Origin of the sequence: Halohasta litchfieldiae (assembly GCF_002788215.1) — an archaeon.
Taxonomy (GTDB): Archaea; Halobacteriota; Halobacteria; order Halobacteriales; family Haloferacaceae; genus Halohasta; species Halohasta litchfieldiae.
Window position 1 is genome coordinate 296030 of sequence record NZ_CP024845.1, and the last position, 21917, is coordinate 317946.

The following is a 21917-nucleotide window of genomic DNA, read 5'->3' on the forward strand; positions in this document are numbered from 1 at the left end:
AGGAGCGACCGCACCGCCAAACGGACGCGCTTTTAGGTACCCGGCATCTAACTACGGGATATGATTTTCGAGAACCTTCCGACGACACCTCGGTCGGAGGAACTCATCGACAAGGCCTTTTCACGGGCCGCTCGCTCGGGCAAGGCCAAAGGCGGCCTCGAAGCCCAGCAGTCGATGCTGACGATTGCGGTTAACATCACCTCCGACAATCTGGAGAACGTTGTCAAAGCGTGGCCGGATTTCGAATACATCGATCCCTTTTATTACGAACTGGCCGACGCCATCGTCGACGTCGACGAACTCCGACAGTCGCTGTCGAAAGTAACGTGGGCGAGTCGACAGATCGAAGACCTCGGCCGGGAGTATCAGCCGAAGCTCCGCAAAACCGACCCCGAAGTCGCCCGCAAACATCGCAAGCAGGCGTTTGCACGGATCGCGGACATTATGGAGCAGATCTCCAACGAGCTGTTGGCAATCGGTCAGGCCCGCGATGCCCTGAAGAACCTCCCCGACATCCGACCCGACGAGCCAGCCATCGTTATCGCCGGCTACCCGAACGTCGGTAAATCCTCGTTCGTCAACCACGTCACCCGTGCCTCGAACGAAATCGCTGAATACCCCTTCACCACGAGAGACGTCCAGATCGGTCACGTCGAACGCGACCACATCCGGTATCAGCTTATCGACACACCGGGGTTGCTTGACCGCCCCGAAGACGAGCGAAACGATATCGAGCGACAGGCCGCTGGCGCAATCGAGCATCTCGCAGACACGGTTCTGTTCTTCGTCGACGCCTCCGGTAACTGTGGCTACCCCCTTGACGTCCAGTTGGAGCTTCGCGACTCGGTGGCTGCTCGGTTCGAAGACCGTGATATTCCCGTGTTGACGATCTGCAATAAGAGCGACCAGTCGACCGCTGTCGAAGCAGACGCGTACATGAGTGTCAAAAACAACGAGGGTGTAGACGAGGTACTCGATCTCGCCATCGACGCGGTCGACTTCGAGCCCGAACTCCCCTCCCGCGGCGAGTAACCTGTTGGGACGCTCGTCACGCGACCCAACAGACAAGCTGTGCTTACTTGCTCTCGGTCGGAATCCCCCTGAGAGACCGCTTGATGGTAACTGTTGGATGTGTCTGGTAGCGAATCACTGACAGTCCCAAAAGCCTCTGTGCAGAACGACGATTCAGGCTCCTGCTTTGTTGACACTCACTCCACGCGGTATCTCAAATCACGTGCTAACAAAATACGCAGGTCGACAAGGTAGCTTGCCGTGATTCACATGTTCGAGATACACACCCCAGTCACCCGCGCAGTTCACGACGAACAGCTCAGTCGTGCAATCAATATCGGAGGTGACCGCCGATGACGAGTACGGTGACGGTTGCACAGACGGTTCCATCGTGGCTCCAAGAGACGATTGCGACGACGCTCGCGTTCGTCCCGCGGCTGATCGGTGCGATTGTTATTCTGCTGGTCGGGTGGATCGTCGGCCGGGCTGTGGCCAAAGTCGTCGGTCGACTGGCCGATGCGGTCGAACTCGATCAGGCTGTCCTCAGCACTCCGCTTGGCGAGATGTTGGGTGGGACCGAACAGTCCGTGTCGAACGCCTTCGGCACGCTTGCGGCGTGGTTCGTCTACGCAATCGCCGTGCTGGCGGCCGCCAACGCGCTGGCCATCGAGACGCTGTCGACGTGGGTCGCAACCGCGGTCTCCTATCTGCCGGCGTTCATCGCTGGCCTGTTAGTGATCGTCTTCGGCTTCGTCGTCGCCGACTTCCTCGGCGATGCGATCAAACGAACCCAAGCAGCAACCCAAAGCGCCTACGCAGGGGCGTTTTCCGCCGGAACGAAGCTGTTCCTCTACTTCATGGCCATCGTCATCGGCCTCGACACGATGGGCATCGACGTCGGGATTCTGTACATCTTCGCTCGCGCGCTGGCATGGGGAATCGCCGCCGCCATCGCCATCGGCGCTGGTGTCGCAATCGGACTCGGCGGTCGGGAGTACGTCGAAGAGAATATCGCTCGCTGGATGGGCTCTGCTCGTGAGGCTGCTCCAGCCTACGGCAACCGACAGTCGGGCCCCGAGGGGTCGACGGCCGACGACGACTAACCGACCTTGATTCAGTCCCCCCCAAACGCCGATTTTTAAGCGGCTGTTTCGACCTAGACGAACTGCACTTCGACCGAGACCTCGTGGCCCAGTGCTTCGAGGACTGCATCTTGGATCGGTTCGGCAATCGCTGGGAGGGGGTGGCCCGTCGGCACTGAGATCCTGACAACCACGTGGTCGACTTGGCTGAAGAGGATCCCGTCAGTACGGCTCACGGTTATCTCGTCGACTCGTGTGGTATCGTAGCGTGGCTCGGAGAGCACGTCGGCAACCGCGTTTTCGACGGCCTGTTCTTCGACGGATGTGGTGTAGGAATCGTAGGTGATCCCACCCAGAAACAGCGAGAGGATCAGAATAGAGACAACGAGGATCACGATACGTTTGAACACCGCGCTACGGACGTCGGAGACGCGGAACCATGCTTCGGGACGGTAGCCGGAGTACCACAGGACGAGCAGTGCTGCGAGATTGATCGACAACACGTTGACGAGGACGAACACGCCAGAGCCCAGCGTCAGCGATGGAATCCCGTAGGCGATACCGATACCCATGGCGGCCGCTGGCGGGATCAGCGCGACGGCGATCATCACGCCGACGAGTGAGACCGAGACACCGGTCATGAGGCTGAGAATCCCCGCGACCCCCGAACCGAGTGCAATCGCAAGCGCGAGGATGTTCGGGGCAAGTCGCTCGCGGACCTCGCCGATAGTCAGTGGATCAAGCCCTGGTGGGACGAGATTTCCAAAGCGGAGGACAGCCGCAAAGACGGCTGCACTGCCGACTGCCACCATCATTCCGGTGATCTGGAGTCTGACTCCCCGCACGAACAATGCGTGGTCGTCGACCACCGTGCCGACGCTGGCCGCAAGCGCGGGGCCGATCAGCGGCGCGATCACCATCGAGCCGACGACGGTCGCTGCCGAATCCAACAATAGCCCAGCCGTTGCGACCACTGAGCTGATGACCGTCATCGTCAGATAGGTCTGCGTCCCAGAGACCAGATTCTTCGCGTCGGTCTGGATCTCCTCGCGGGCGATCTTGTTTTCGCCCGATTCCTTCTCTTTGTACTCCTCGGTGAGTTCGTCGAAATGATGGGAGATAACCGTTTCAGCCTCCACAACGACAGTATAGGTCCCCTCGTCGATCCCGACCTCACGCAAATCCGCGAGGACGGACTCGACCGCGTTGGTCGGGAGTGGAAAGGTAACGATGGCGCTAAACTCGCGGCTGCTGATTTCGTCGGTCACGACGTAGTCGACGTTGGCATCGTCGAGGGTCTCGGTCACGTTCTGTTGGCTCCCAGCCGGAACCCGCACCTGAACGAGTCGCACGACTCATCCCTCCATGCGGTCGACTAAAGAACTCAGTACAGCCTCGATTTGGTGATCCTCTAGCGATCAAAAACGAATCGCCTAGCAGGCTAGGGTTGCAGTCGACCTAACACTGGAATGGCCTCGATTGTCTCGCTGTCGAGATCCTCCCAGTAGAGTCCCTCGGGTCGACGCCCACTCGACTCGGTGTCGATGGTCTGGGTCGGCGTCACGATCAGATCCAGCGGCACGTCGTGACGATCCGTCTCGATTTCGTCGACGAGTTGGCAGTCATGGACGGTCGTCGCAACCGTGGTCGACTGGTCGACGCGGTCGAATCCCCGCAAGACGGCGAACTCCAAGTCGCTGTACCCTTCGCCTTTGCCGACGCGGCCACCTGTCTCGTCGACCGCGACGCTCCCGGCGATGATGAGATCGATGTGGGGCATTTCCTCGGGGTCGACCGGAACGCCGTGTTTCGAACTGCCAGAAACCGTTGTTGCGTCGTCGATGTCGTCGACCTCGTCGGGGGCAAGTCGGAGAAACGGCTTCTCGTCGCGGAGCCGCGGCACCGCCATGTAGACGGTTTTCCCGTCGCGGAGCGCCCGTCGACGGACCGGAAGCTGTGGCGCATCCGGATTGCATTTGAGCGTGTCTGCCTGCTTCCACGCCTCGGTGTCGGCCAGCCGGTCGGCGGCCTCGCGGGCGTTTTCGAAGTTCGGAATCCGGCCATGGGGTGGGAACGGAAACCGAGCTATCCCCTCGGTTTCGAGATGGTCCCAGATTCGCTCGCGGAGGTCATCTTTGGTCATATTGAGTGACTGGTTGGCTCGCCGAAAACGGTGTCTGTCGACTGCCGTTTCGTTCATCAAGGCGGCCTCACTGGCTAGTAGCCACTGCCTACCGAGAGCTATTGAGCAGTATATAATCTCTGAGCGGAATAGCAAAGAGGCACCCACCCGAAATCAAGCTATGTCGACAAAGATTGCGTTCGTCTGTGTCCAAAACGCCGGTCGAAGTCAGATGGCAACCGCCTTCGCCGAACTGGCTCGCGCCGAACACGGCGCTGAAGACGACATCGAGATCGTTACTGGCGGCACCGACCCTGCCGACCATGTTCACCCTGAAGTCGTCGAGGTGATGAAAGAAAAGGGGGTCGACCTCTCGGATCGCGTTCCGAAGGAAGTCACCCCCGACGATCTGCGGGCGATGGATCTCGTGATTACGATGGGCTGTTCGGCCGAGGGCGTCTGTCCCGCGGCGTGGAACGGCGAGAGCCGCGACTGGGATCTCGACGATCCCGATGGACAGGGACTCGATAGCGTCCGGGCGATCCGTGACGATATCGAACGCCGCGTCGACGCGCTGTTCGAGGAACTGCTGGCGACTCAGTGATGTCCACCGCAACCGACGGTCGCGCCTGCGTGGCCGAGACAACCGCCAGCGCGAAACTGCTGTACACCGTGCTCTGCCACGAGGGTGGACGGACACAGTCGGCTCTTGTCCAAGAGACGGGACTCAACCGCGAGACGATCCAGCGGTCGGTGTCGAAGCTTGTCGACTGTGGAGTCGTGACTGAATCACCCGATCCGACCGACGCTCGCCGGAAGCGCTACGAACCGATCACGTGTCACTGCTGAGTAGCAGAGACACCGGTCACACGCAAGCCGTTTACCCGCTGACCACCCTACCGACTGTATGTTCGAAGATCGCCCCGCCCGCGACAACGAGATCGTTCTCGTCGGCCGGTCGAACGTCGGTAAGTCGACGATTATGCGGGAGCTAACCGGCCACGCAGTGCCGACAGGCAAGAAACCCGGCGTCACACGCAAACCCAACCATTTCGACTGGTCGGGCGAGAGCTTCATGTTTACCGACCTCCCCGGCTTCGGCTTCATGTCCGGCGTCGAAGGCGAACACCAAGAGACGATCCAGACCGATATCGTCCATTATCTGGAGGACAACGCCGAGGGGATTCTGGCAGCCGTGCTCGTGGTCGACGGCAAGAGCGTGATCGATATCATCGACCGCCACAGCGAGCGCGGGAACATCCCCCACGACGTCGAGATGTTCCATTTCCTCGAAGAGCTTGATATTCCGGTCGTCGTCGCGGTCAATAAGATGGACAAAGTCGACGACAAAGACCAGCGGCTCAACGACCTCTGTGATCGGCTCGGTCTCTTTCCGCCGTGGCAGCAGTGGCAGGACGATACGATAGCGCCAATCACCGCGAAAAAGGGTCGGATCAACTCGCTCCGCGAGGCGCTCTCACATCACCTCCACGAGGCCAAGCGCGACGATCTCCTCCAGTTCGTCAAAAAGTAGGCACCGACTACTGATACTCAGTCGACCGTGACGGTACTGATTCTGAAGGGCGTGGCGACACGACCGGGTGTATGGCTCGCAACACGACCGCAGGCTGGTCGCTGATCAGCTCAGGTATCGTCACGCTCATGTTGAAGGCGCTTCCCGGTGACTCGCTGTGGTGGGGGGTAGGACTGCTCGTAGTTGGGATTCTCGTTATGATGAAGACGTGAAATCACTGCGCTGTTTGGCGTCCAATTGAAAACGTGTCTCTGCAGCGAGCAGACTGTTTTAGGTTCCCTTTTGACCCTCTGTTTGAAACAGCATGCTATGTCCGAACCGTGGCAGATACTACTGCCGCCTCAGATCGACCCCGAAGGGCCATCGTCGATCAGCGACTTCGCGGAGTGTACCGGGATGGACGAGTACGACAGCGTCGACGCTGCCCTCGATGATATTGCAACATATGACGCCGTGATCGTCAGGGTTGCCGAACTCGACGCCGCGGTCATCGACCGCGCCGAGAACCTCAAGGTGATCGCCAAACACGGCAGCGGGCTGGATAACGTCGACATCGACGCGGCCTCGCAGAACGGGATCGTCGTCTGCAACACGCCGGGTGTCAACTCCCGGTCGGTGGCCGAACACGCTATCGCGTTGCAGTTCGGCGTCCAACGAAACCTCGCAGCTGCGGACCGCCACGTTCGCGACGGTGGCTGGGATCGGGCCGCCTACACCGGCCACGAGCTACAGGGCAACAGCCTCGGACTGATGGGGTTCGGTGCAATCGCCCAAGAGACTGCCACAATCGCCCGCGGCATCGGTCAAGACGTCATCGTCTACGATCCGTACGTTTCGGCCGACGATGTTCCGGCCGGCATCGAGCAAGTTGCGGACCTCACCGAGTTGTTCGCCCGCTCGGATGCCGTCAGCATTCACGTGCCGCTGGTCGACGGCACGCGACACGCCGTCTCGACGGCCGAATTCGAGGCCCTCGGTGAGACGGGGATTCTCCTCAACACGGCCCGCGGTGGCATCGTCGACGAGGGGGCACTCCTCGACGCACTCGATGCGGGCGTCATCGGCGGAGCCGGACTCGACAACTTCGAACAGGAGCCACCGGATGAAGCCAATCCACTGCTGGATCGTGACGACGTGCTTCTCACGCCCCACGTCGGCGGCGTCACACACGACGCATTAGCGCGAATGAGCCGCGGGGCCGCAGCGAATATCCGGACAGTTTACGAGGGTGGCCTGCCGGAGTCGACGGTCAACCGTGAAGCACTCGATAGAGCAGTTACTCAATAAGCGAGGCGTTGCTCACGTCTCGCGAGCGAGTTACTGGATGCCTCCCTTGGAGCGTGTCCCGTCGACGGCGTCTTGGACCGCTACCAACTCGAACTCCTCGTCATCCTCCTCAGCGACGCCTGTTGTGGGGTTGAGGTTGCCAACTGCAAACAGCGAGTAGACGCCGCCGTTCTGGAGCAACAGGTCCCTCTCTGCAAGCGCCCCTCCCGATTCAGCAGTGCCGTTGGGAGGTTGCTGTTGGTCTGCCGGGAAGACCCCGAGCGTTTGTCTGCCGGATGACAGCTCGATGGATGCTGCCTCACCGAAACCCAGCGCCTCACTGCGCGGTGATCCGTTCGTATTGGGGCCGAGTGATTCAGTAACACGGAGCTTGATCGGTGGCGCGTCCGGCGAGGCATGAAAGAGCCGGACGCGGGCTGTTCCGTCAGCCGGCTGGCTGAGGTCGTCTTCGAGCCGGTCGACCGCGACCGTGCTGTTCGTGCCGGTCGTCTCAGTGTAGACCACAACAGTCGTGACACTGCCGGCGGTCGCTGTGATCTCCTCGGCAGCTAACTGTTGCTCCCGGTCGTTTTCCTCAGTGACCTCCATTCGGTACTCTCCCGGCTCAACAGTGAAATACGGACTCACATCACCGAAGTTCATATCCGTGACGCTACTGCTGTCGTCGACGTAGACGTCGATATCCGGTGCAGCCGGTGCGGCATGCACGACACGGTACACGGCGGATTCGTCGGACGCTGCTGGCGGCTGGTCGTCCTGTGCGGCTGTTTCAGTGCCGTTCTGTTGGGTATAGCCAGTGAGGTTTCCAAGTACTGCTACTGACCCGACCGCTCTGAGAACCGCTCTGCGTTGTGAGCGTGGCATGCTAATCAGCAACAAGTTCTCCCCGTGGAACTGTAACGTCTTTTCCGTGTGTTACTGACTCTCATCGGCGGGTGTGTGTTGGGACCTATGAAAGAAGCGGTCTCTGGTGGGTCGCTACGGTAGTCGACCGGCCTCGTCATGAAGCACTCCGGATCGTGTATATAGAACCTCTGTGTGGAAAGTAGTTGGTGGCTCAGGGTAAGTCCTCGTCACAAAGGGCTCGGAGGGGGTAACTGTCGTCACTGCCACCGGCCACTGTTCGAACTCCCTGAGTAAGTAATCCACGCATCCGCCGCCACGCTGCGGCATGGTTAGCGGTCGACCTCACCCATAATCGTATCCAGACTCCCGAGGGTGGCGATTAGATCGGGCACGTACTCGCCTTCGGCCATCTCCGGTAGCGCCTGTAGGTTGGAAAACGACGGCCCGCGGATCTTGAACCGCGCCGGCGTCTCGGTGCCGTCGGACCGAATGTAGATACCCAACTCGCCCTTGGCCGCTTCGACGGCGCGATAGATCTCGCTGTCGGCGTCGGGTTTGATCGTCCGCGGGACGTTCGACTGGATCGTCCGCTCGTCGTCGGGCCAGTCATCCAGCAGGTCGACACACTGGCCGATGATCTTCGCGGACTCCTCGACTTCCCGCAGGCGAACCAGTAGCCGGGCGTAGTTGTCGCCGTCGGGTTCGGTGATCACGTCCCAGTCGAGATGCTCGTAGTAGCCATAGGGGTCGTCTCGCCGGAGGTCGTAGTCGACGCCCGACCCGCGAGCCACGGGGCCGGTACAGCCGTAGTCCTTGGCCGTTTCGGCGTCGATCACACCCGTGCCGACCGTTCGCGTCTGGATGATCTCGTTGCCGGTCAAGAGGTTATGGAAGTCGGTGAGTCGTTCGGGGAGGCCGTCGACGAACTCCCGAACGTCCTCAAAAAAGTCCTCGCGCGGCTCGGGGAGGTCCCAGACGACCCCGCCGAGCCGGAAGTAGTTGAACATGAGTCGCTGGCCGGTCAGGTCTTCGAGAATGTTCTGAACGCGTTCCCGTTCTTGGATCGCGTACATGAACGTCGCCGTGAAATCCCCACAGACGTCGAGCGCGTAGGCCCCGATGGCGAGCATATGCGAGAGGATCCGGCTGAACTCGGCGGCCATCGTCCGGATCACTTGGGCGTACTCCGGCACCCCGATGTCGGCCAGATCCTCGGCGGCCCGCGCGTAGGCCCACTCGTTGAGCAGGCCGCCACCGCCCCAGTCCCAGCGGTCGGGGTAGGGCATGATCTGGTAGCGATACGTCCCCTGTTGGCACATCTGTTCCTCACAGCGGTGGATGTAGCCGATGTCGGGGTCGACGGCCGCGACCTGCTCTCCGTCGAGGCTGAGTTTGAGGTGCATTACCCCGTGGGTAGCGGGATGGTGGGGGCCGATGTTGAGGAACATCGTGCCCTCGCCGGCTTGGGCAACACGGTCGTGGAGACTCCCGTCTTGCTCGCGGAGCGGGACGATCTGGGACTGGTCGTCGTTGTAGTCCAGCGACAGCGGGTGACCCTGCCACGTCTCGGGCAGGAGAATCCGCCGCAGGTCGGGGTGGTCGTCGTACTCGATTCCAACGAGGTCGTAGGCCTCGCGTTCGTGCCACGCGGCGGTCTCGAATACCTCTGCGGCGGAGGTCGACCGCGGCTCCCCGCTAGGGGTCGGAACGACGATGCTGGCCTCCTGCGTGGGGTCGTCGTAGTCCCGCAGGTGGTAGATCGTCTCGTAGCGGTCGGGGTACTGCTGGGCGGTAACACAGGCCAGATGGTCCAACCCGGCCTCGGTTTTCAGCGTGCTGAGTACCTCCGGCACGTCCTGCGGAGCGACCCGCCCGGCGGGGGCGTTTCGGTGCTGCTCCCGACCCTGTAGCCGGTCGACAACTGGCCCGAGAACGGCTGGAACATCCGACTCCGCCACAGACTGGCTCGCGGCATGGCTCGACATACTCGATGAACTCCCGGCCGTCTACCCGACAGTTCTGCCTCACCCAGCCGGTTATTTATAAGCAGATGGAAAACGCCCGGTGTGAACTACCTCGACCTCAGGCTCCGGTTCGCTCCCGAGGTGCGGCATCCGATCCACCAGTTCATCGACGCCTCCGACGCGGTCGACCGGGACGTGCTCGTTCACGGCAACACCCTCGGCGACGAGGACACCTTCCTGTTCTACGTCGTCGGCGACCGCAACCCCTACGCCGCCGCGCTTGCGGCCGCCGAGAGTGTCATCGACTTCGAGATCACCGAGATCGACGACCGGAGTTTTTATACCTTTTTGAAGCAGCAGCGGCCGGACGTCGACGAGGCGATGTTCGCCGCGTTCCAGCGAACCGGCGTGATCGTCGTCCCGCCGATCCAGTTTTTGCCTGACGGCGTAGCGACGCTGACCGTTGTCGGCGAGGCAGAAGCCCTCCAGTCGACGCTCCAGTCGCTGCCGGCCGCGGTCGACGTCACCGTCGAACGCGTCGGCGACTATGACTGGCGGCAGTCGCTGTTCGATCCCGGCCTGACCGACCGCCAGCGCGAGGCGGTTCGGGCCGCCGTCGACGCCGACTACTACGCGGTCCCCCGCGAAGGCAGTATCGAGGCTGTCGCCGACACACTGGACTGCTCGACGAGCACGGCCGCAGAACACCTCCGCAAAGCCGAAGCGGCGGTGATGGCCGCGTTCTGTCGACTCCGCGACTACGAGTAATCCTTTCAGAGATCGTCGACCCAGTCGGCGTTCGACCGATGTTGGGCCGCCACCACCGAGATGCCACGCTGATCGAGCAGGCCGTCCTCGGTCAACACGCCGGTCACGAGATCGCCCGGCGTCAGATCGAAAACCGGATTCCGGACCGTGATCGCTTCACCCCCGTCGTAGACCGCCGTCTCCGGTCCCTGCTCGGGATGGAACGTGTCGTCGGTGGCGACCTTATCGCGTGCTGCAACCACATACACCGGGAGATCAGCGCGCTCGGCGGCCAACGCGAGCGCTCGCGTGCCGACCTTGTTGACGATATCACCGTTTGGGAGGATGGTGTCCGCACCGACGAGGACAGCTTCGAACTCTCGATCCGACAACACTGCAGGGAGCGCCGCATCGGTCGTCACCGTCACGTCGAGGCCCTTCCGGGCGAGGGATTCGGCGATCTCGATTCCCTCGCGGTTGGGTCGGGATTCGGCAACCGTAACGGGCGCACCGAGTTCGGTGAGTGCATCCTCGACGGTGCCGGACCACGAGAGCGTCGCAATCGGTCCCTCGATGCGGTTGGCGGCGGTTTCGGCCGCGGTCGCATCGGCATCGAGTGCCGCACCGATCTCTTCGATGGCCCGGTCGTGGACCGCGCTTGTCGACTGCTCGGCGGTGGTCATCACGCGATTGAGCCGGTTTTCCAACACCGCCATACTCGGCCGAGCATCTTGGAGTTCGAGTGCCGTTTCGACCAACTCTCTCCAGTCGCTGGCGACCGCCGCCCGGTCTCGAACCACCTCTAAGGCCCGAATCGACAGCGTGGCCGCCCCATGGATCGTATCGGCCCCAATCGTCGTCGGCGAGGGTGCGACCTGCTCGTAGGCCTCCCATAACCCGGCCACTGTCTCGCGTTCGAGCATCGCCGTCGGCGACACCCATTCGACGGTTTCGACACCCTCGACCGCCCCGATATCACGGCCCGGCGAATCGAACAGGACCGGGTGAATCGTTCGCTCGCGGCCCGCCTCCCGCGCGGTGAACGACTCGCCCGCGTAGGCTAAGGTTACCGACGACAGCCCGGTCGCCGACAGCACGAGTCGACGGGCCGCGTCGACGGCGCTGGTACCTTCGTCGATCCGCGCGGAGATCCCATCCCAGTGGCCGGGCGCGATGTCGACGTCGCCCCCACGCCGTGTCAGCAGCACCTCTCCACGGTTCCGGATGAACGCAATGACGATCTCTGTCATCGTTCTACTGTTGTCGCCGACCGATACCATGGTTTCCATTGTTCTAGTATCTTATACATCTGTGAGGTCAGTATTCGAGACGGAGCGTTGTCGCCGACACCGGTTCGACCGGCCCCTATCGTCGGCCTTTTTGAGTCGACAGTTCAAACACATGCCATGGAACTATTCGCTGTCGCCGATATCCCGGAAGTAACGCCGGGCGATGATCTCGCTTCGCTCATCCGCGAGCGGGTCGACCTCCGACCCGATGACGTCGTCTGTGTCGCCAGCACGGTCGTCTCGAAGGCCGAAGGCCGGATCGCCGACCTCGACGACTACCCTGCCGGACCACGCGCCCGTGAGATCGCCGACCATCTTTCTGATCTCGAAGACCGCGAGAAAGATCCACGATTTGCGCAGGCAGTGCTCGAAGAGAGCGTCGAGATCATCATGGAGTCGCCGTTTTTGCTCACCGAAACGCGGTTCGGTCACGTCGGCGTCAACGCGGGTATCGACCGCTCGAACGTGCCGGACGGCGACCTGCTTCTCCTCCCCAAGCGGCCCAGCGAAAGCGCGGCGCGAATCCAGACCGAACTGCCGGCCGACCAAGTGATCGTCACCGACACCTGTGGTCGACCGTTCCGCTACGGCCAGCGCGGGGTCGCCATCGGCTGGGACGGCATGCCTGCAAGCCGCGACTGGCGCGGACAGGTCGACCGCGACGGCCGCGAAATGGGTGTGACGGTCCAGAACGTCATCGACGAACTCGCCGCCGCCGCCAACCTCGTCGCCGGTGAGGGCAACGGTGGCACGCCGGTTGTCGTCGTCCGAGGGTTCGAGTTCGGCGACCTGCCGGGGAGTCAGAACCACTTCCGTGATCTGGATGGCGACTACGTTCGCCAAGCCTTGCGTGGCTGGTCCCACAGCCCAACGGAAGGTGAAGCCTAATGTTCGGGATCGAACTCACGCCCGAACACCCAATCGAGCGACTCACTGATCTCGGGGTTCGGGCCGAGGACGCTGGCTACGACACCCTGTTTTCCTCGTGTCACTACAACAACCGCGATGCGTTCGCCGCGCTCCACCACATCGGCGCAGCCACTGACGAACTTCGTGTCGGACCGGGTGTCGCCAACCCCTTTGAGATCCATCCCGTCACGCTGGCTTCGAAAGTTGCCACCATCGACGAGGCGACCGAGGGACGAGCTGTCTTCGGCATCGGACCGGGCGATCCGTCGACGCTCTCAAACCTCGGTTACGCCGACGACCGCGGCCTTCGCCCGGTGCTTGAGGCGTTTAAAACCGCCCAGAAACTCTGGGCCGGCGAGCGCGTCAACAACGACGGCACCTTCGAGGCAACCGACGCCGGACTCAACTACGAACCACCGAGCGGCAGCGACATTCCAGTGTACGTCGGCGGCGAGGGCCCGCATATGTGCCGGATGGCCGCCAAACACGCCGGTGGACTGCTGTTTAACGGTTCCCACGAGGCCGACCTCGCGTGGGCCCGCGACCAAGTTGAAAAGGGACTCGCCGACCGCCCGGACTCCCGCGGCGAGTTCGATCTCGCGGCCTACGCGAGTGTGAGCGTCGACGAAGACCGAAAAGCCGCCCGCGAGGCCGCCCGGCCGCCGGTCGCCTTTATTACGGCCGGGGCGGCTCCGCCGGTCCTAGATCGGCACAACGTCGACAAGCAGACCGCAAACGAAATCGGCGACAACATCAGTGCCGGAGAGTTCTCCGAGGCCTTCGAACTGGTCACCCCGGGGATGATCGATGCCTTCTGTATGGCCGGAACGGTCGATGCGGTCAGCGACCGGATGGCCGCTGTCCTCGATCACGCCGATAGCATCGTTGTCGGCTCACCGCTTGGGCCGGATCTGGAGAACGCCATCGACCTCGCAGCCGAAGCCTACGACCGCGTCGACTAACTGGGCGTAGAGACTGTTTACCGATCGTAGGTGCCGAATAACGAACTTCTGTCGTTTTATTGCGGTGTGAGTCATGGCTATTGGTTTTGTGTACCATCTGATACCGTTTGATACTGTTCAGTACCAATAGATTCCACAGAGAACCAGCTGTGGCCGTTACTCGATTCGGTCGCCGGGACCCCGACCGAGATTCGGCAGCGGGATGCCGAGCGCGCCGAGGGCGCTGTATCCCAGCACGCCGACCGAAAGCAGGATGAAGACGGTTCCGGTGGCGACGATTACCGCCGACAGGGGGCTTCGAAGCGCGACCTCGCCGAGCAGCCCCGGCATCTGGATCGCATCAGTGAGCAGGCGGACGATGAAGTCGACGAACACATTCATAGCTCCTGTTTTGAACTCCCGGTATATGTGTGTTCAGGTATCACCGACCAGTCGAGACCCGAACCGCTTTCGTGTTAGGGAAACCAAGCAATGGCAATGAGTACCCTACTCTGGATTCTCACTGGGATTTTGGCCTACTCGGTCATTGCGGTCCTCCTCGATAGACGGGGGGTGTTGCCCGACTCCTTCAAGGTGTCTGGCCCGCTGATGACGATCCACACCGGCCGCGGCCGTGCCTTTCTCAACTGGTTGTCGACCCCGAAACGCGCTTGGCGAGCGCTTGCGAACATCGGCGTCGGGATCGCGCTGGTGACGATGGTCGGCACGTTCTTCATGCTGATCGTCCAGAGCGTCTCGATCCTGCAGTCGCCGCCCGCCGAGACCGTCCTCCAGAACCCACGTAACGCGCTGGTCATCCCCGGCGTCAACGAGTTCCTCCCGCTGTCTGTCGCGCCCGAAATCATCATCGGGCTCCTCGTCGGGCTGGTCGTCCACGAGGGTGGCCACGGACTGCTCTGTCGCGTCGAGAACATCGATATCGACTCGATGGGGGTCGTGCTGTTCGCCCTGCTGCCCATCGGTGCGTTCGTCGAACCCGACGAGAAGAGTGCCGGCGAGGCAAATCGCGGGGCCCGAACCCGCATGTTCGCCGCGGGCGTGCTGAACAACTTGTTGATCACCGCGCTCGTGTTCGCACTGCTTTTCGGCCCGGTCGGGAGTGCGATTGCGGTCGCTCCGGGTGCGGGCGTCGGCGGAGTCTTCCCGAACAGTGCGGCCGAGTTTGCCGACATCGAGCAAGGAGATCGGATCGTTGCCGTCGACGGAGTCACCGTCGATTCGAACGCAGATCTGTCGACGGTGCTCGACGAGACCACCGCCGAGACGCTGTCGGTCGAACTGGCTGACGGTCGGACAGTGACTGTCGAACGGTCGGCGTTCGTCACCGGACTATCCGAGGATTCACCGTTTGCTGGCGAGACGGGACTCTCGGTCAACGATACGATTACCGCGGTCAACGAGACGCCCGTCTCGACCGAACGCGGGATCAAGGCGGCGGCCGCAAATGAGTCAGTCGTCACCCTTACCTACAGTAACAGTACCTCCGGCGAAGAGCGGACGACTACCGGCCCGCTGGGTGTGTTGACACAGGTCTCGGATGGTGGACCACTGGACTCCGACGGCGCACCGACCGGCGAGCGCATTGTGATAACCAGTATCGATGGCGAGCGAATCCTTGATTTCGAGGACGTCACAGCGGTACTCGATGATCGAGAGCCCGGCGAGACTGTCTCGGTCGTCGCCTACGTCGACGGCGAGCGGGACCAATACAGTGCCGAGCTCGCCAGCGAACCCGACGGCTGGGTTGAGTCCACTGTCGAGTTTTTCACTGGTGAGTCCGACGACGACGACCGGGCCATCGTTGGGATTCTCGGCGGTGCGTCGCTGAGCGGGGTCGGCGTCGACGGGTTCGGTATTCAGTCATACCCCGCCGATCAGTTCCTCGCTGTGCTCTCCGGAGATATCGGTGACGGGCTGGCAATCTCGCTGTTGTTCCTGCTGATCTTGCCGTTTGCCTCGATTGTCGACCCAGCGTTCGGCTTTAATTTCGCTGGCTTCGTCGACGCCAACGCCGCCTTCTACGAGGTCGTCGGTCCGCTGTCGGTACTCGGCGAGGGCGGGGTGTTCCTGCTGGCCAATATCCTGTTTTGGACCGGCTGGATCAACGTCAACCTCGCGCTGTTCAACTGCATTCCGGCGTTCCCGCTCGACGGGGGTCGGATTCTGCGAACGTCGACCGAATCGATTGTCTCGCGGCTCCCGATTGACTCCAAACCCGCCTTCACGCGGGCGATCACCACTAGCGTCGGTCTGATTATGCTGGTCAGCCTCGTGCTCATGATCTTCGGGCCGCGGCTGTTGAACTGATTCCTCGGGACCGTCGCTTTTTGGGTCGGCTCGACACGCAAAACCCATACTTCCAGCGAGAGAAGGGTTAGCTATGCCCGAAGCTCCACAGACAGAGGAAGGCTGGTACGTGCTGCACGATTTTCGGACGATTGATTGGGACGCGTGGCGCGAAACCCCCGACGCAGAGCGACAGCGCGCGATCAGCGAGGGCGTCGACTACTTCGAGCGCCACGAGGCGGTCGACGAGGAAGCCTCGGCGGTGTTCTCTATCCTCGGTCACAAAGCCGACCTGCTGATTTTGCATCTCCGACCCACGCTCGATGCGGTCTCGCGTGCCGAACGCCAGTTCGAAACCACTGCCCTTGCAGGCGTCACCGATCAGTCGACGTCCTACGTTTCGGTCACCGAGGTCTCGGGCTACGTTTCGGACGACTACTTCACCGAGGGCGGCGAGGTCGACACGGGCCTCAAACGATACATCGAGGGGAAACTCGAACCCGAGATCCCGGACGACGAGTACGTCTCGTTTTACCCGATGAGTAAGCGTCGCGGCGAGGAGTACAACTGGTACGACCTCTCGTTCGACGACCGCGCCGAACTGATGAGCGGCCACGGCGAGACCGGCAAAGGGTACGCCGGCAAGATCAAACAGGTCATCTCTTCGTCGGTCGGTTTCGACGACCACGAGTGGGGCGTGACGCTGTTTGCGGCCGAGCCGACTGATATCAAGGATATCGTCTACGAGATGCGGTTCGACGAGGCAACCTCGAAGTACGGCGAGTTCGGCTCCTTCTACATCGGTCGACGCTTCCCGCCGAGCGATCTGGGAGCGTATCTCGCTGGCGAGACGGTCCCGACGGGCGAGGCCGACCAGTCGGGAGGCCACCCACACGGGGAGACTGCGGGCCACGGTGAGGGCCATGCACACGGTGACTCCCACGATCATGACGAGGACCATGCTCACGGTCATGACGAAGATCACGCCCACAGTCATGACGAAGATCACGCCCACAGTCACGACGAGTCGACCGCCGACAGCGAGGACCCAGCAGACGAGGAGTCGATCCGCGGCGAGTTGGCCGATCTCGACATCTATGCGGGCAAACCCCACGGCGAGGACGTGTATGCGACGGTGCTCTACTCGAAGGCCGACCGAACCGAGCTGTTCGAGGAGGTCGACGGACTCAGAAAGAACTTCGATCACTACGATACCCACGTCAAAACCGCTGTCTACGGCGCGAAAGACGACAGCCGAAACGCGGTCGTCTCCATCTGGGAAACCGCCAGCGCCGCCGACACCGCCGCGGGCTTCCTCTCGGAACTCCCCGACATCGTCGAGCGGGCAGGCGAGGAATCGGGCTTCGGCACGATGGGGATGTTCTACACCGTCAAACCCGATTCCCGCGAGGACTTTGTCGACAAGTTCGACACCGTCGGCGAGGTGCTCGCCGAGACGGAGGGCCACATTGAGACGGATCTCATGGTGAACCACGAGGACGAAAACGATATGTTCATCGCCAGTCAGTGGAACTCCCAACAGGATGCGATGGGCTTCTTCGGCTCCGAGGAGTTCCGCGACACCGTCGAGTGGGGCCGTGATGTACTGGCCGACCGGCCGCGACACGTCTTCTTGGCCTGATCGTCACTCCGACTACCGATTTCGGACCGTCATTTCTTCGTCGACCGGTTCGTGATTCGCTATTTCAGCTGCCCGCTCTTCGGTTTCCAACAACCGTTCGAGCCGCCGCTCGAACGTTTCCTCGTCAATCTCACCGGTTGCGTACCGACGCTTGAGCAGGTCGAACGGCGTTTCGGCGTCGGCTCGTTCCTCGCTGGCCTCGGTCGACGCGTCCCCGGAGCCGGGTCGACCGTACCGCTCATACAGGAGGTAGCAGGCCAGCACGATCATCGGTCCCATCGTGACCAACGTCGCCATCGAAACCCATAGCGGAACCGTCGGTATGATGAACGTCGGCATGACCAAAAACAGCGTCACCGCAGTTCCCGTCCAGAACGGTGAGTGGAGGAGCCGTCGACCGTCAGCTTTGATCCGTGACGCAATCGACATGTTAGATCTGTCGTGAGACAGTCACTTACAGATTGTGTCTCTCCCGCCATTGGCCACAGATTCAGTTGACCTGTTGTTCGCGGACAGCTTTTATGCCTCGGAGTGAAAGTGGTTACAGACGATCTACCACCGCTGCTGTCCTGCGGTTTCAAGCGGAACCAGAGGGGAAGCCGTCGACGTGAACTACCGATCCAACAGGTAGCCCGCGACGCCGAGGAGACCGAAAACGAACGTAAGCGGAATCCAGATTCCGGCCTCGCGGTCGGTCAGTCGACTGTGGATGACCACGCCCACCGCGAGGATCGCGTGGGTCACGGTCGTCAGTTTCAGGACCGCCGTCAGTCGTCGCCGCACTGCCAGTCGACCCATCGTTAGTCGCCGGCTACTTTTCGGGCGAGCCCAGCGTCTCGGAGATCCTCCCCGTCGACCGAGGACCGAAGGCTGTCCATCCCATCGAAGCGGTCGATGTCGAAGTTCGTCTCGTAGAGGTCGTCGACGCGGTCGACTTCCCCATCCGTGAGCGGAACCTCCGAGGCACCGGCCCACTCGGTGATGTCGGCTTTCGTCCGGAACGTCGGGGTCACCGTCGCCACGTCCTCGTGGCTCAGCAGGTAGGCGATGGCGGCCTGACCCATCGTTCGTTCTGGAACGCCATCCTTGCTGCCCTCAAGGAACCGAAGCGTTTCGAGCTTCTCCCAGCCCGTCTCGTACCACTCGTCGGGTCGGAAGCCGCGATGGTCGCCCTCGCCGAGTTCGGTTTCGGGGGTGACCTGCTCGTTGAGCAGTCCCGAGGAGTGGGGGACTCGCGGGATCAGACTCGTCGACGACCCTGTCTTTTCGATGGTCTCCAGGAAATGGTTGCCGACCTCCTGTTCGAAGACGTTCCAGACCAACTGGAGACAGTCGAATTCCTCGGCAATCGCCATATCGCCCTCGGCGAGCCAGCCAATCGAGGGACCGAGCGCCCAGCCGGTTGCCTCGATTGTGCCCTCTGCTTTGAGTTCGTCAAACACTTCGAGGATATCTTCGTCGACCTCCTCAACGTTGGCGTTGTGGAGTTGGAGCACGTCGACTGAGTCGACGCCGAGTCGGTCGAGGCTCTTTTCGGTGGCCTCGCGGACGTACTCAGGAGTGATCTCCTTGGGAAGCTCACCGTGGCCAGCCTGTGGATTGTTGTAGAAATCGTAGCCGACCTTGGTGGCGAGCGTGACCTCGTCGCGGCGGTCGACGAGTGCCTCGCCAAGGACTTGTTCGGAGTTGCCGTGGCCGTAGACATCGCCCGTATCGAAGTAGGTGATCCCCTCATCGATAGCGTGGTGGATCATCTCGATAGCCTCGTCTTTCGACCGGTCGCCCCACCAGTCGGTGCCGACGACCCATGCACCGAAGCCGACCTCGCTGACCTCAACACCGGACTCGCCGAGTTCTCGCTGTTGCATACTCCTCCGTAGGAAGCCGGGCCACTTAGCGAAACTGGTTCGTTTTCACTCAGTGGGAACGGTTAGTCGTCGTTGCCCCGCCACTCGTCGGGGTCTCGGCTCCCGTGGCCAGATTCGAGATTTCGGGCTTCGGTCAACAGTTCGCCGTGGTTTCTGACGATATCCGACATCGTCAGCATGCCGACGAGATCGAACCCAGAGACTACCGGGAGCTTTTTGACTCCCTGTTTTTCCATACGACCGATTGCCGTCTGGATGGTTTTGCTCGGCTCGATTGTGACCAGCGGTCGACTCATCACTTTCCAAACGGGCACGTTCTCGAAGGGTCGGTTAGTGCCGTAACCGACACGCAGCGCGTCCATCTCGGTGATGATTCCGGCGGGCGTCCCGTCGTTCATCACGATGACACTGCCGACACCGTTGTGGAGCATCTGCCCGGCAGCCCCCTTCATCGTTGCTCCCGATGGAACTGTCACAATATCAGCACTCATCAGTTCCTTGACGCGCATTCGAACAACTCCGCACTCAAACTATATTGATTTTTCGGGGACAATAGGCGCGATGGCTGGACAGACCGAATGCACAACCGAATTCCTTTACATACTCGCCGCCAACGAGAGGCAATGACGAAGCGACACGTGTCACTGCCTGCGGATGCCGCCGTGGGGGTCCGAGGATTCATCGACGAGGTGGATGAACGCCTGTCCTCGGATGAAGAAACCTGCAAGGTCGTCGAAGACGTTCTCGTCGACCTGTTTGGCGACCGAGAGGCCTACGAAGCCTGGCAGGCCGGAGAGTCTGTCTCGCCGGCGACACGCGTCCGACTGCAGGGGTACGATCCCTGTAACACGACTGTCGAGGCGGAGTACTACGCCGAAAAAGACGAACAGAAGTTCGAACGCTCGAAGCATCTCCAGTGGCTCTGGCGACAGTTCGACGCGACACCGATGGCCGACAACGTCGAGTTCGCCCTCCAGTTCCGCCGCATGCTCGCCGACCACCTCTTCGAGGAGTGTGGCGACAACTGCCGATTCTTCAAGGGTATCAGTTTCACCTACGGCCACAACATCACCGTTGGCGACAACACGGTCGTCCACGACGACGTCCATCTCGACGACCGCGGCAAACTCACTATTGGCGATCAGGTTTCGATCTCCGATGGGGTTCATATCTACAGCCACGACCACGACATCGTCGACCAGACCTCCGTGCGAAACTACCACACGATCATCGAGGACGATGCCCGCGTCACCTACGACTCGATGGTTCGGGCCGGCTGTCGGATCGGCGCAAACTCTATCGTCGGCGCGCGTGCGGTGGTCCAAGGCGACGTGCCGGCTCACCACATTGTCGTCGGGATGCCAGCCAAGAGCGTCAAAATCAAACCCGGCTGGGAATCGGTTGCCGACCCCATCGATGACGGTCGACTCGACACCAACCAGACCGACCGCGAAATCGAATACGAGATCGACAACGAGATTGAAATCTTCGACGAGTTCCAGCGGACGCTGTCGCCGCCGGATGCCAAGCAACCTCCGGAACACCCCGACGCTGCTGACCTGCCGGACGCAGGGCAGCCTGACGCCCAGTAGTCGACCGTGTGGCCCGAAGCATCGCGATCAACGTCGCCGCCAACACCAACCTCCCGGGGTTTCGCGGCCCGATCTATCCCGACGGCAGGTTCGTTTATATACCGATTCCGGAACGCGAGCCGACAACGACTGCGGTGCCGACGTACGCCGACCTGCTTGATCGACTCGATCCACTTCCGTTTGTGGTCGACGATGAGATCCGACAGCTTCCGGTTCATCTCGATCCCGAGTTCGCGGGCTATCCCACCTGTTCGCAGTACACCTATGGTGATGAACACGGCGTCAAAGCCGGACCGCTGTCCGAACTCCAGCCCGGTGATTCGCTCTACTTCTATGCCACGCTGAGCTACCACGAGCCACCCGACTCGCTAAACACTGGCCCGGCAGTCGACTGGGTCGCCCCCGACTGGGGTGCATACATAATTGGCGAGTTCCGGGTCGACCGCGTGTTCGATGCCGAGGCCTGCGCGAGCCTCTCGGAGACCGACCGTGAACGCCTCGCCAGCAACGCCCACTGCAAGCGCGACCCCTTTGACGCGAAGGTGCTCGTGGTCGGTGATTCGGACTCACAGCTCTTTGACCGGGCCGTCCCGCTCAGTTCGGTCGACAGTGGGTCGACGGCCAACCGACTCGTCACCCAGCTCTCGAACGATTCGGGCAAGGGACCGTGGTGGCGTCGACGGCTCTGGTTCGACGAGGCGGCGACCGAACAGCTCAGAGAGATCGTGGATAGTAAACAGCCATATAACTGACCAAAGAGTCTCTGCGGTTCGTGC

24 protein-coding genes are annotated in these 21917 nt (G+C 61.6%); 14 read left to right on the forward strand and 10 right to left on the reverse strand.

From position 1 onward, the window contains the following. The first annotated feature begins 60 nt into the window (after nt 1–60). Both HALTADL_RS01510 and HALTADL_RS01515 read left to right on the forward strand, forming a co-directional pair. Nucleotides 61–1032 (forward strand): NOG1 family protein, encoded by a 972-nt coding sequence (locus HALTADL_RS01510; RefSeq protein ID WP_089672279.1) that lies wholly within the window; start codon nt 61–63, stop codon nt 1030–1032. 332 nt (nt 1033–1364) lie between these two features. Continuing rightward, entirely contained in the window at nt 1365–2114 is a 750-nt protein-coding gene (locus HALTADL_RS01515) for a mechanosensitive ion channel family protein (protein ID WP_089672278.1), read from the forward strand. Between the two features lie 53 nt (nt 2115–2167). Here the strand turns inward: HALTADL_RS01515 and HALTADL_RS01520 are convergent, their stop codons facing one another. After that, on the reverse strand, nt 2168–3445 hold the full coding sequence (locus tag HALTADL_RS01520; protein WP_089672276.1) for a TIGR00341 family protein: 1278 nt from the start codon (nt 3443–3445) through the stop codon (nt 2168–2170). Between the two features lie 89 nt (nt 3446–3534). Continuing rightward, nucleotides 3535–4236: a 5-formyltetrahydrofolate cyclo-ligase gene (locus tag HALTADL_RS01525; protein ID WP_089672327.1), complete on the reverse strand. Its 702-nt coding sequence runs from the start codon at nt 4234–4236 to the stop codon at nt 3535–3537. Nucleotides 4237–4396: 160 nt separating this feature from the next. Between HALTADL_RS01525 and HALTADL_RS01530 the strand changes: the two genes are divergently transcribed. The 5 genes from HALTADL_RS01530 (at nt 4397) to HALTADL_RS01545 (ending at nt 7036) form a co-directional block, all read left to right on the forward strand. Then, nucleotides 4397–4819 (forward strand): arsenate-mycothiol transferase ArsC, encoded by a 423-nt coding sequence (locus tag HALTADL_RS01530; RefSeq protein ID WP_089672273.1) that lies wholly within the window; start codon nt 4397–4399, stop codon nt 4817–4819. Next, nucleotides 4819–5064, forward strand: coding sequence for a MarR family transcriptional regulator (locus tag HALTADL_RS01535; protein WP_089672271.1), 246 nt, complete (start codon nt 4819–4821; stop codon nt 5062–5064). Before HALTADL_RS01530 ends, HALTADL_RS01535 begins: the two co-directional genes overlap by 1 nt. Before the next feature lie 58 nt (nt 5065–5122). Continuing rightward, complete coding sequence (gene engB, locus HALTADL_RS01540) at nt 5123–5749, forward strand: GTP-binding protein EngB (protein WP_089672269.1); 627 nt, start codon at nt 5123–5125, stop codon at nt 5747–5749. Between the two features lie 71 nt (nt 5750–5820). Further along, nucleotides 5821–5961: a hypothetical protein gene (locus tag HALTADL_RS17525; protein ID WP_177171921.1), complete on the forward strand. Its 141-nt coding sequence runs from the start codon at nt 5821–5823 to the stop codon at nt 5959–5961. Between the two features lie 97 nt (nt 5962–6058). After that, nucleotides 6059–7036 carry a hydroxyacid dehydrogenase gene (locus HALTADL_RS01545; RefSeq protein WP_089672266.1) on the forward strand — a complete coding sequence of 326 codons (978 nt, stop codon included), beginning with the start codon at nt 6059–6061 and terminating at the stop codon, nt 7034–7036. Between the two features lie 30 nt (nt 7037–7066). Here HALTADL_RS01545 and HALTADL_RS01550 read toward each other — a convergent pair whose 3' ends face one another. Further along, nucleotides 7067–7900 carry a DUF4397 domain-containing protein gene (locus HALTADL_RS01550; RefSeq protein WP_089672264.1) on the reverse strand — a complete coding sequence of 278 codons (834 nt, stop codon included), beginning with the start codon at nt 7898–7900 and terminating at the stop codon, nt 7067–7069. A gap of 311 nt (nt 7901–8211) precedes the next feature. Next, nucleotides 8212–9867, reverse strand: coding sequence for an NADH-quinone oxidoreductase subunit D (locus HALTADL_RS01555; protein WP_089672263.1), 1656 nt, complete (start codon nt 9865–9867; stop codon nt 8212–8214). 81 nt (nt 9868–9948) lie between these two features. Between HALTADL_RS01555 and HALTADL_RS01560 the strand changes: the two genes are divergently transcribed. Further along, on the forward strand, nt 9949–10614 hold the full coding sequence (locus tag HALTADL_RS01560) for a helix-turn-helix domain-containing protein (RefSeq protein ID WP_089672261.1): 666 nt from the start codon (nt 9949–9951) through the stop codon (nt 10612–10614). Nucleotides 10615–10619: 5 nt separating this feature from the next. Here the strand turns inward: HALTADL_RS01560 and HALTADL_RS01565 are convergent, their stop codons facing one another. Next, nucleotides 10620–11843, reverse strand: a complete 1224-nt coding sequence (locus tag HALTADL_RS01565; protein ID WP_162551648.1) for an NUDIX domain-containing protein — start codon at nt 11841–11843, stop codon at nt 10620–10622. A 156-nt stretch (nt 11844–11999) separates the two neighbouring features. Between HALTADL_RS01565 and HALTADL_RS01570 the strand changes: the two genes are divergently transcribed. Then, nucleotides 12000–12770, forward strand: coding sequence for a coenzyme F420-0:L-glutamate ligase (locus HALTADL_RS01570; protein WP_089672256.1), 771 nt, complete (start codon nt 12000–12002; stop codon nt 12768–12770). Further along, nucleotides 12770–13753 carry a 5,10-methylenetetrahydromethanopterin reductase gene (locus HALTADL_RS01575; protein ID WP_089672254.1) on the forward strand — a complete coding sequence of 328 codons (984 nt, stop codon included), beginning with the start codon at nt 12770–12772 and terminating at the stop codon, nt 13751–13753. Before HALTADL_RS01570 ends, HALTADL_RS01575 begins: the two co-directional genes overlap by 1 nt. 156 nt (nt 13754–13909) lie before the next feature. Here the strand turns inward: HALTADL_RS01575 and HALTADL_RS01580 are convergent, their stop codons facing one another. Further along, nucleotides 13910–14134 (reverse strand): hypothetical protein, encoded by a 225-nt coding sequence (locus HALTADL_RS01580; RefSeq protein WP_089672251.1) that lies wholly within the window; start codon nt 14132–14134, stop codon nt 13910–13912. A gap of 96 nt (nt 14135–14230) precedes the next feature. Between HALTADL_RS01580 and HALTADL_RS01585 the strand changes: the two genes are divergently transcribed. Together HALTADL_RS01585 and HALTADL_RS01590 are read left to right on the forward strand one after the other, a co-directional pair. Next, entirely contained in the window at nt 14231–16060 is a 1830-nt protein-coding gene (locus HALTADL_RS01585; RefSeq protein ID WP_089672248.1) for a site-2 protease family protein, read from the forward strand. A gap of 73 nt (nt 16061–16133) precedes the next feature. Continuing rightward, nucleotides 16134–17681, forward strand: coding sequence for a heme-binding protein (locus HALTADL_RS01590; RefSeq protein ID WP_089672245.1), 1548 nt, complete (start codon nt 16134–16136; stop codon nt 17679–17681). 12 nt (nt 17682–17693) lie between these two features. On the opposite strand, the gene HALTADL_RS01595 is transcribed toward HALTADL_RS01590, so the two are convergent. The 4 genes from HALTADL_RS01595 to HALTADL_RS01610 form a co-directional block, all read right to left on the reverse strand. Next, nucleotides 17694–18110 carry an SHOCT domain-containing protein gene (locus HALTADL_RS01595; RefSeq protein WP_089672242.1) on the reverse strand — a complete coding sequence of 139 codons (417 nt, stop codon included), beginning with the start codon at nt 18108–18110 and terminating at the stop codon, nt 17694–17696. Between the two features lie 183 nt (nt 18111–18293). Then, entirely contained in the window at nt 18294–18464 is a 171-nt protein-coding gene (locus HALTADL_RS01600) for a hypothetical protein (RefSeq protein WP_162551633.1), read from the reverse strand. Between the two features lie 17 nt (nt 18465–18481). Then, a complete protein-coding gene (locus HALTADL_RS01605; protein WP_089672236.1) occupies nt 18482–19549 on the reverse strand; it encodes an aldo/keto reductase in 1068 nt (355 codons plus the stop codon). Between the two features lie 62 nt (nt 19550–19611). Next, entirely contained in the window at nt 19612–20058 is a 447-nt protein-coding gene (locus tag HALTADL_RS01610; RefSeq protein WP_089672233.1) for a CBS domain-containing protein, read from the reverse strand. 114 nt (nt 20059–20172) lie between these two features. Here HALTADL_RS01610 and HALTADL_RS01615 point away from each other — a divergent pair, with 114 nt between their 5' ends. Together HALTADL_RS01615 and HALTADL_RS01620 are read left to right on the forward strand one after the other, a co-directional pair. Beyond that, complete coding sequence (locus HALTADL_RS01615; RefSeq protein ID WP_089672231.1) at nt 20173–21141, forward strand: acyltransferase; 969 nt, start codon at nt 20173–20175, stop codon at nt 21139–21141. A gap of 8 nt (nt 21142–21149) precedes the next feature. Beyond that, complete coding sequence (locus tag HALTADL_RS01620) at nt 21150–21893, forward strand: Nmad3 family putative nucleotide modification protein (protein ID WP_089672228.1); 744 nt, start codon at nt 21150–21152, stop codon at nt 21891–21893. Nucleotides 21894–21917: the final 24 nt, after the last annotated feature.